General features: G+C 68.0%; 8 protein-coding genes and 1 pseudogene. 7 read left to right on the top strand and 2 right to left on the bottom strand.

The genetic code is table 11. The features are described 5' to 3' along the window. A pseudogene (locus GS4_RS20645) lies at positions 1-189 on the bottom strand (hypothetical protein); the annotation flags it as partial. Between the two features lie 131 nt (positions 190-320). Between GS4_RS20645 and GS4_RS20640 the strand changes: the two are divergent. From GS4_RS20640 to GS4_RS20615, 6 genes are all read left to right on the top strand, one after another. After that, positions 321-1,163 carry an undecaprenyl-diphosphate phosphatase gene (locus GS4_RS20640; RefSeq protein ID WP_007624237.1) on the top strand — a complete coding sequence of 281 codons (843 nt, stop codon included), beginning with the start codon at positions 321-323 and terminating at the stop codon, positions 1,161-1,163. 94 nt (positions 1,164-1,257) lie between these two features. Continuing rightward, positions 1,258-2,097: a histidine phosphatase family protein gene (locus GS4_RS20635; protein ID WP_007624235.1), complete on the top strand. Its 840-nt coding sequence runs from the start codon at positions 1,258-1,260 to the stop codon at positions 2,095-2,097. Between the two features lie 61 nt (positions 2,098-2,158). After that, on the top strand, positions 2,159-2,860 hold the full coding sequence (locus GS4_RS20630) for a DUF3090 domain-containing protein (protein WP_007624233.1): 702 nt from the start codon (positions 2,159-2,161) through the stop codon (positions 2,858-2,860). A gap of 1 nt (position 2,861) precedes the next feature. Next, entirely contained in the window at positions 2,862-3,752 is an 891-nt protein-coding gene (locus GS4_RS20625; RefSeq protein ID WP_007624231.1) for an SCO1664 family protein, read from the top strand. 119 nt (positions 3,753-3,871) lie between these two features. Then, the gene (gene mshC / locus GS4_RS20620; RefSeq protein WP_007624229.1) at positions 3,872-5,158 is read left to right on the top strand and encodes a cysteine--1-D-myo-inosityl 2-amino-2-deoxy-alpha-D-glucopyranoside ligase; all 1,287 of its coding nucleotides are present in this window, start codon (positions 3,872-3,874) and stop codon (positions 5,156-5,158) included. A gap of 34 nt (positions 5,159-5,192) precedes the next feature. Beyond that, on the top strand, positions 5,193-5,501 hold the full coding sequence (locus GS4_RS20615) for a hypothetical protein (protein WP_040511234.1): 309 nt from the start codon (positions 5,193-5,195) through the stop codon (positions 5,499-5,501). A gap of 85 nt (positions 5,502-5,586) precedes the next feature. Here the strand turns inward: GS4_RS20615 and GS4_RS20610 are convergent, their stop codons facing one another. Beyond that, positions 5,587-6,465 carry a PAC2 family protein gene (locus tag GS4_RS20610; protein ID WP_007624225.1) on the bottom strand — a complete coding sequence of 293 codons (879 nt, stop codon included), beginning with the start codon at positions 6,463-6,465 and terminating at the stop codon, positions 5,587-5,589. A 51-nt stretch (positions 6,466-6,516) separates the two neighbouring features. Here GS4_RS20610 and metH point away from each other — a divergent pair, with 51 nt between their 5' ends. Next, complete coding sequence (metH, locus tag GS4_RS20605; RefSeq protein WP_007624223.1) at positions 6,517-10,119, top strand: methionine synthase; 3,603 nt, start codon at positions 6,517-6,519, stop codon at positions 10,117-10,119. Positions 10,120-10,181: the final 62 nt, after the last annotated feature.

The raw sequence follows: 10,181 nt of genomic DNA, 5'->3' as shown, positions 1-10,181 counted from the left end.
CACCACCGTGCCCGCGGGTGCGGCGGTCGGGGTCGTCGGTGCCGGGCTGGCCGTCGCCGGGACGACCGTCGGGACGTCGGGCTGATCCGACTCGCCCGAGCCGCAGCCGGCCGCGGCGAGTACGAGCGCCGCCCCGATCAGGGCGGCACGGACGACTTTCCCGGCCCCACGGCACGGCGATACGGACATGCGGTCCATCTTGCGACACCCGACACCCGTATCGATCAGCGGGTGGTGTGGGTGTGCTCACGCCCCGAGTCGTCTGCCGGACTCGCGGAGGTCTTCGCCGTCGCGGTGGGTTGTGCGTAGCATCGGGCGCCGTGACCGACACCATGACGTGGACCCAGTCGATCGTTCTCGGTGCCATCCAGGGCATCACCGAGTTCTTGCCGATCTCCTCCTCCGGCCATCTGCGGATCGTCTCGGAGCTGTGGTTCGGCGACGACGCGGGTGCGTCCTTCACCGCGGTCACGCAACTCGGAACCGAGGCCGCGGTCCTGGTCTTCTTCGCTCGGGACATCGTGCGCATCATCGCGGCGTGGTTCCGCGGACTCACCGATCGCGAACAGCGCGGACTCGACTACCGCATCGGCTGGTACGTGATCTTCGCGACCATCCCGATCGGCGTGCTCGGCTTCCTGTTCAAGGATCAGATCCGCACCACCGGACGCAACCTGTGGCTGGTGGCGATCGTGCTGATCGTCTTCGCCGGGGTGTTCTGGTTGGCGGAGCGGTACGGGTCCAAGCGTCGCGACATGGAGCAGCTGACCTTGCGCGACGGTCTGGTGATGGGTGCTGCGCAGTGCCTGGCCCTGGTCCCGGGCGTGTCGCGCTCCGGTGCCACCGCGAGCGCGGGACTCTTCCTCGGCCTGGAGCGTGAGGCCGCATTCCGCTTCTCGTTCCTGCTGGCCATCCCCGCGGTGACGGCCTCCGGATTGTTCTCCCTGCCCGACGCATTCGAACCGAGCGGTTCCGGACTCCAGGCCTCGGGCCCGCAGTTGCTGGTGGCGACACTGGTCGCCTTCGTCATCGGATATGCAGCGATCGCGTGGTTGCTCCGCTTCGTCAGCGCGCATTCGATGAACTGGTTCGGTGCGTACCGGGTCATCCTGGGCATCCTGCTCATCGTGCTGCTCTCGACCGGGGTGATCAGCGCCACCTGATGGTGGCCACAGGTCACCGCCGATCGCGAACCGACCGTCGGCGCCCCAGGGTCGGCGTCACCCCATCGTCGCAAGCGACGCCTATGGTTGAGACATGACCGTGATCCTCGTACGCCACGGACGTTCCACGGCCAACACATCCGGTGTGCTCGCGGGTCGGTCCGAGGGGGTGTCGCTCGACGACACCGGCCGGACGCAGGCCGCCGCACTGGTCGATCGGCTCGGTGGATGTCTCGGCGACATCGATGCCGTCGTCCGTTCGCCGCTGCAACGCTGCGCCGAGACCGTCGAACCGGTGCTGGCGGCCCTTGCGACCGCACGTCCCGACACCGTGCCCGAGCTGGTCGTCGACGATCTGGCCGAGGTCGACTACGGCGACTGGACCGGCCGGACGATCAAGGAGTTGCTCTCCGAGCCGCTCTGGAAGACAGTGCAGCAGCATCCGTCCGCGGCGGTCTTCCCGAACGGCGAGGGCCTCGCCGATGTACAGGCCAGGGCGGTGTCGGCGATCCGCGAGCTCGACCGCCGCCTCGGCGGGCCCGACGGGGACCGTGTGTGGCTCGCGTGTTCGCACGGTGATGTCATCAAGTCGATCATCGCGGACGCGATGGGGATGCATCTGGACTCGTTCCAGCGGATCGTCGTCGAACCGGCGTCGATCAGTGTCATCCGCTACACGTCCACGCGACCGTACGTGCACACGGTCAACAGCACGGCCGTACCGTCGGTGCCCCGACCGTCGAAGAACAGCGGGCCGGCGGGCGACGACGCGGTCGTCGGTGGGGCGACCGGCGTCGGCCCAGATGGGAACGGCCCAGATGGGAACGGCCCAGATGGGAACGGCCCAGATGGGAACGGCGCAGATCAGCACGGCGCGGATGCTCGTGACGCGCGAGCACCCGAACCGGCGGCCGGTGCGGTGGCTCACCGATGATGGACACCGACGCCCGGCCCCAGCCGGCACTCGACAATCGACCAGTCACCAGGGAGGTGTGATGTCTCGAGCGATTCACGTGTTCCGGACCCCGGACCGATTCGTCGCCGGCACCGTCGGGCAGCCCGGTGACCGGACGTTCTACCTCCAGGCGGTGCACGAGGCCCGGATCGTCAGCGTGCTGCTGGAGAAGCAGCAGGTGCAGATCCTGGCGGACCGGATCGGCGCACTGCTGGAGGAGATCCACCGTAGGTTCGGCACCCCCATCCCGCCGGAGAGCGAGCGCGTGGGCGACCTGAGTCCGTTGACCATGCCCGTCGACGCCGAGTTCCGCGTGGGCACCATGGGGCTCGGCTGGGACGCCGAGTCGCAGGCCGTCGTCGTCGAACTGCTCGCGATCACCGAGGGCGAGTTCGACGAGAGCGTGGTGCTCGACGACACCGACGAGGGTCCGGACGCCGTCCGGGTCTTCCTGTCCACCGACGCGGCCCGGGAGTTCGCGGCGCGATCGTCCGCCGTCATCTCCGCCGGTCGGCGTCCCTGCCCGCTGTGCAACGAGCCGCTCGATCCCGAGGGACACCTGTGCGTGCGGACGAACGGCTACAAGCGCGACGCCCAGCTGAGCAAGTCGCTGGAGTTCATCGACCCGGACGTGCTCAACAACCTCGCGGCTCAGGGAGACATCGACTTCTCCGAGCCCACCGACGACCCGCAGTCGGAGGACGACGAGGACGACGATCCGGGCCACGGATCGAAGGACTGAGGTGACGGTCGGCGAGAATCCACGACCCGACGCCGGAGCCGGTGCCACCGACGCATCCGTGCGAGCGGTGTTGGCCGACGGGGAACTCGTGGTGATCGGTCGGATCCCGACTGCGAGCAACGCCACCCTCGTGTGCGATGCCGTGCTCGGCGACGTCGAGATCCGCTGCGTCTACAAGCCCGTCCGCGGTGAGGTCCCGCTGTGGGACTTCCCCGACGGGACGCTCGCCGGACGCGAGGTCGGTGCCTACATCGTGTCCGAGGCACTCGGCTGGTCGGTGATCCCGGAGACGATCCTCCGCGATGGCCCGTTGGGACCGGGGATGGTCCAGCGGTGGGTGGACACCCCCGACAACACCGATCGTCCCGACCACGTCGTCGCCGGTGGTGACGTGCCGCCACCGCGGGTCGACCTGGTCGACCTGTGTCCCGCCGACACCGTGCCCACCGGCTACCGCGCGATCCTGCGCGCCTTCGACTCCTACGGTGAGCCGGTCGTCCTGGTGCACGCCGACGATCCCCGCCTGCAGCGGATGGCCGTTCTCGATGTCCTGCTGAACAACGCGGATCGCAAGGGCGGACATGTGCTGGAAGGCCTCGACGGCAACGTCTACGGCGTCGACCACGGCATCTGCCTGCACGAGGACGACGAGAAGCTCCGGACGGTGCTCTGGGGTTGGGCAGGTGAAGCGGTGCCCGCGCACCTGCTCGCCGACGTCGCGCGGCTGGCCGAGCGACTCGACGACGAATCCGATGATCTCGTCGCGGCACTGACACCCCATCTGACCGTGGCGGAGATCGATGCCCTGGCGATCCGGGCGATGGTGATGGCCGACGGGGGCACGATGCCACAGCCGCCAGGTCATCGTCCGATCCCGTGGCCGCCCTTCTGAGCTGACGCGGCGTCCCCTCGACCGTGGACCGGTGCTCGTCGGCGGCACGGTGCCCACCGACGGGGATGGCGGACGGGGCGCTGCGGGCCCTCCCAGCCGACGCCCATACAGTGGTGCTCATGCAGTCGTGGCCTGACCCTGTCCTGCCGGAGATCCCGGGCACCGGACCGGCACTCCGCCTCTACGACACCTCTGATCGCCAGGTCCGGCCACTCGCGCCCGGTCCGACCGCGACCATGTACGTCTGTGGCATCACTCCGTACGACGCGACCCATCTCGGGCACGCGGCCACCTACGTGACCTTCGACATCGTCAACCGTGTACTGCGCGATCTCGGCCACGAGGTCCACTATGTGCAGAACATCACCGACGTCGACGACCCGCTGTTCGAGCGGGCCGAACGTGACGGTGTGGACTGGCGCGACCTCGGTGCGCGCGAGATCCAACTGTTCCGCGACGACATGACCGCTCTCCGGGTCCTGCCGCCGCGCGACTACATCGGTGCGGTCGAGTCCATCGACGAGGTCATCGAGGTGGTCGGCAAGCTGTTGGCCTCCGGTGCCGCATACGTGGTCGACGACGACGAGTATCCGGACGTCTACTTCCGGGTCGACGCGACGCAGCAGTTCGGCTACGAGTCGGGCTACGACCGTGCCCTCATGGAGCGATTCTTCGCCGAGCGAGGGGGAGACCCCGATCGGCCCGGCAAACGGGATCCGCTGGACGCATTGCTGTGGCGTGCGGCGCGCCCGGGCGAGCCGTCGTGGGAGTCACCCCAGGGCGCGGGTCGCCCCGGATGGCACATCGAGTGTGCCGCCATCGCGCTCAACCGTCTCGGGGTCGAGTTCGACGTCCAGGGCGGCGGCAACGACCTGATCTTCCCGCACCACGAGTTCTCGGCTGCGCACGGTGAGGCACTCACCGATGCACGTCGATTCGCGCGGCACTACGTCCACACCGGCATGGTCGGACTGGACGGCGAGAAGATGTCGAAGAGCCGGGGCAACCTCGTCTTCGTGTCGAAACTGCGCGCCGAGGGGGTGAACCCTGCGGTGATCCGGGTCGCGCTGCTCGCCGACCACTATCGCGCCGATCGGATGTGGGATGACGGGGTGCTCGCGACGGCGCAGAACCGGGTCGACCGGTGGAGCACCGCGGTGTCCGCCGCTGCCGGGCCGGACTCCGGACCGGTTATCGAACGCGTCCGTCAGCACTTGGCCGACGATCTGGACACCCCCAAAGCACTTGCCGCAGTCGATGCTTGGGCAGAGGACGTGCGACAGGGCATCGGGACCGACACCGAGGCGCCCGGCCGTGTCGCGGCAGCTGTGGATGCACTGCTGGGCGTCACCCTGGCATCGACCACGCCCACCCCAGTGGCGTCGGCCACACGTGACGGGGACTGAGCGCCCCGGTTCGGGCGCTGGGTACAGTTCTTCCGTGGCACGCGCGCAGGAGATCAGTCCGGACACCGACACCGGGGTGTGGACGGTCGTCACCCGGACGTCGACGTACCTACTCGATTTCGACGAGATGACGCTGCTCCGGGCACCCGGCGTCGGCGGCACCGACAGCGAGGAATGGGCCGTCAGCACGCTGCGTCGTGACTCCGAGGACATCCCGCTGCTCGGGGTGAAGTCGTGCCGGCTCGGTGAGTCCGCGCAGTTCTGGGTTCGTGCGGCCGATGATCCCGACGTGCGTACGTGGCGGATCACCACGCCGGTGGTCTCGATCGAGCGGATCGGCTGACACCACCCTGCAGTCGGGTGGACTCCTACCCGGCTCGCTGCGGACATCGGTGGTCGCCGATCTCCGCCTCCACCGACCGGGGTGGTCAGCTCCCGAAGGAGCCCGGCCCGCGACGCTTGAGGTAGCGCTCGAACTCGGCCGCCAAGGCGTCGCCGTCGATCTTGGCGATCATCTCGTCGGCGTCGACCTCCGCGTCGCCACGCTCCTCGAGCCCGCGCACGTAGTCGGCGATCTCCTCGTCATCCTCGGTCATCTCGGTGACCGCGCGTTCCCACTCCTCGGCCTGATCGGGCAGGGTGCCCAGCGGCACCTCGATGTCGAGGACCTCCTCGACCCGCTGCAGGAGTGCGACGGTTGCCTTCGGGTTCGGTGGAGTCGACACGTAGTGCGGGACGGCAGCCCAGAACGACACCGCGGGCATGCCCGACTGGACGAACAGGTCCTGCAGGACGCCGGTGATACCGGTCGGCCCCTCGTAGCGGCTCTCGGCGAGGTTGTAGCGTGCCGCGGCCTCGCTGCTGTACGCCGACCCGGTGACGGGCACGGGTCTGGTGTGTGGGGTGTCGGCGAGCAGGGCCCCCAGGATCACGGTCGTCTCCACCTCGAGATCGCGCGCGAGGTCGACGATCTCCGCGCAGAAGGCGCGCCAGCGCATATTCGGCTCGATCCCGCGGACCAGGACGATGTCGCGGTCACCCCCGGCCGGTGAGCAGTAGGAGATCGAGGTCGTGGGCCACTCGATCCGCCGGGTCACGCCGTCGACCTGTTTCACGGTGGGACGGTTGACCTGGAAGTCGTAGTATTCATCGGAGTCGATCTCGACCAGCGGCAGTGCGTCCCATGTGAGCGCCAGGTGCTCCACCGCATTGCTCGCAGCGTCGCCGGCATCGTTCCAACCCTCGAACGCGGCGAGTAGGACGGGTCGGCGCAACCGGGGAAGGTTCGGCAACTGCTGAGCGTTCACTGAACCAGCCTACGACCCGATCCCGAACGAGAGCGAACTACGCTGACAACCATGCCGTCGCAATCCACCACCACCGAGGCGTTCGACACGACATTCATGTCGGCCATGTCGCGCCGGGTGCTCATCGGAGACGGTGCGATGGGCACGATGCTGCAGGCTGCCGAGCTGACCCTCGACGACTTCGCAGGTCTCGAGGGGTGCAACGAGATCCTCAACGACACCCGGCCCGACGTGCTCGAGCACATCCACCGCGCCTACTTCGAGGCCGGTGCCGATGCCGTGGAGACCAACACCTTCGGATGCAACCTCTCCAACCTCGGCGACTACGACATCGCCGACCGCATCCGTGAACTCGCTCACAAGGGCACCGCCATCGCCCGCGGTGTCGCCGACGAGATGGGCCCGGGCTCCGACGGCGTCGACCGTTACGTCCTGGGCTCGATCGGACCGGGCACCAAGCTGCCCAGCCTGGGCCACACCACTTTCGAGATCATCCGCGACGCCTACTACGAGTGCGTCGCCGGGATGCTCGACGGTGGGGCCGACGTCATCCTGGTCGAGACCTCACAGGACCTGCTGCAGGTGAAGGCGGCCGTGGTGGCCGCGCGCCGGGCGATGGCCGACCTCGGGCGGCGGATCCCGATCATCTCCCACGTCACCGTGGAGACCACCGGGACGATGCTCCTCGGTTCGGAGATCGGTGCGGCGCTCACCGCCATCGAGCCCTTGGGCGTCGACCTCATCGGACTCAACTGCGCGACCGGACCCGCCGAGATGAGCGAGCACCTCCGGTATCTGTCCAAGCACGCCCGGATCCCGGTGTCGGTCATGCCGAATGCGGGCCTGCCGGTACTCGGTGCCAACGGTGCCGAGTACCCGCTGCGTCCCGATGAGTTGGCGACGTCGCTGCACGACTTCGTCACCGACTTCGGGCTCTCGTTCGTCGGAGGTTGCTGCGGCACCACGCCCGAGCACATCCGACAGGTCGCGGAGGCGGTCCGGGACGCGACTCCCGCGGTCCGCCACCCCGAACACGAGTCGGAGACGTCGTCGTTGTACTCGGCGGTCCCGTTCGACCAGGACGCCAGCTTCCTGGTGATCGGTGAGCGCACGAACACCAACGGATCCAAGGCATTCCGCGAGGCGATGATCGCCGAGGACTACCAGAAGTGCCTCGACATCGCCAAGGACCAGACCCGCGACGGTGCCCACATGCTCGACCTCAACGTCGACTACGTCGGTCGCGACGGCGCCGCGGACATGACGGCGCTCGCGAGCCGGTTCGCGACTGCCTCGACCCTGCCGATCATGCTCGACTCCACCGAGCCCGAGGTCATCCAGGCCGGACTCGAGGCGCTGGGTGGGCGGTGCGCGGTCAACTCGGTCAACTACGAGGACGGCGACGGCGAGAACTCCCGCTTCGCCCGGATCATGCGTCTGGCCGTCGAGCACGGCGCGGCGGTCGTCGCCCTGACCATCGACGAGGAGGGGCAGGCGCGGACCGCGGACTGGAAGGTCCGGATCGCCGAGCGGCTCATCGCCGACATCACCGGGAACTGGGGGCTGGCCGAAGAGGACATCATCATCGATGCCCTCACCTTCCCGATCTCGACCGGTCAGGAAGAGGTCCGCCGCGACGGCATCGAGACCATCGAGGCGATCCGGCGGATCAAGGCGGCGCACCCGGATGTCCATTTCACCCTGGGCATCTCCAACATCTCGTTCGGACTGAATCCGGCCGCGCGCCAGGTGCTGAACTCGGTGTTCCTCAACGAGTGTGTCGACGCCGGCCTGGACACGGCCATCGTGCACGCCTCGAAGATCCTGCCGATCGCGCGGATCCCCGAGGAGCAGCGCGAGGTGGCGCTCGACCTCGTCTACGACCGCCGACGTGCCGGGGCGCCCGGGGAGGAGTCGTACGACCCCCTCCAGAAGCTGATGGAGTTGTTCGAGGGGGTCTCGGCTGCCTCGGCACGTGAGTCGCGAGCACAGGAGCTGGCGAAGCTCCCGTTGTTCGACCGTCTCGAACGACGGATCGTCGACGGCGAGCGCAACGGCCTGGAGGACGATCTCGACGAGGCGATGACCCAGCGGCCGCCGCTTCAGATCATCAACGAGACCCTGCTGTCGGGGATGAAGACGGTCGGCGAGTTGTTCGGCTCGGGGCAGATGCAGTTGCCCTTCGTCCTGCAGTCGGCGGAGGTGATGAAAACCGCTGTCGCACATCTCGAACCGCACATGGAGAGCTCCGACGAAGACGGCAAGGGGCGAATCGTCCTGGCCACCGTGAAGGGCGATGTCCACGACATCGGCAAGAACCTCGTCGACATCATTTTGTCCAACAACGGGTACGAGGTCGTCAACATCGGCATCAAGCAGCCGATCACCACGATCCTCGAGGTCGCGGAGGACAAGAAGGCAGACGTCATCGGGATGTCGGGTCTGCTGGTGAAGTCGACCGTCGTGATGAAGGACAACCTCGAGGAGATCAACTCCCGCGGTCTCTCCGAGTCGTATCCGGTGCTGCTGGGTGGTGCCGCGCTCACCCGCTCCTACGTCGAGAACGACCTCTCGGAGACCTATCTCGGCGATGTCCACTACGCCCGCGACGCCTTCGAAGGCCTGCGGTTGATGGACGACATCATGGCGACCAAGCGTGGCGGCGGACCGGCACCGGACAGTCCCGAGGCCATCGCGGCGAAGGAGAAGGCAGCCGAACGCAAGGCGCGGCACGAACGGTCGAAGCGGATCGCGGCCAAGCGCAAGGCGGCCGAGACTCCCGTCGAGGTTCCGGCACGGTCGGATGTCGCGAGCGACAACGCGATCCCCACCCCGCCGTTCTGGGGTACCCGGATCATCAAGGGTGTGCCGATCGCCGACTACCTGCAGTTGCTGGACGAGCGCGCGCTCTTCCTGGGGCAGTGGGGACTCCGCGGCGTGCGCGGCGGTGAGGGACCGTCGTACGAGGAGTTGGTCGAGACCGAGGGCCGGCCGCGTCTGCGCTACTGGATCGACCGGCTCTCGACCGAGAACATCCTGCAGCATGCGGCAGTCGTATACGGCTACTTCCCGGCGGTCAGCGAGGGCGACACCGTCCACGTGCTGACCGACCCGACCCCGGATGCGCCGGTGCGCTACAGCTTCGAGTTCCCGAGGCAGCAGCGGTCGCGATTCCTCTGTGTCGCCGACTTCATCCGATCCCGCGAGGACGCGCAGCGCACCGCGCAGGTCGACGTGCTGCCGTTCCAGCTGGTGACGATGGGCCAGCCGATCGCCGATTTCGCGAACGAACTGTTCGCCGCCGACGCCTACCGGGACTACCTGGAGGTGCACGGGATCGGTGTGCAGCTGACCGAGGCGCTGGCCGAGTACTGGCATCAACGGGTGCGCAGTGAACTCACGGTCGGGGATTCGTCGTTCAGCAGTGAGGACCCCGACGACGCGCAGGGCTTCTTCGATCTCGCCTATCGCGGTGCGCGGTTCTCGTTCGGCTACGGCGCCTGCCCGAACCTCGAGGATCGCTCGAAGATGATCGCGTTGCTCGAGCCGGAGCGGATCGGCGTGGAGTTGTCGGAAGAACTGCAGCTCCATCCCGAGCAGTCGACCGACGCTTTCGTCCTCCACCACCCCGAGGCCAAGTACTTCAACACCTGAGTCGCGCGACCCGGCCGTTCGGGGATCCGTCTTCGGGAGGCCGGGGTCGTCGTCGGGCGTCG

Origin of the sequence: Gordonia soli NBRC 108243, assembly GCF_000334455.1 — a bacterium.
In the GTDB taxonomy this organism is placed as follows: domain Bacteria; phylum Actinomycetota; class Actinomycetes; order Mycobacteriales; family Mycobacteriaceae; genus Gordonia; species Gordonia soli.
This window is presented reverse-complemented; position numbering and strand designations above follow the sequence as displayed.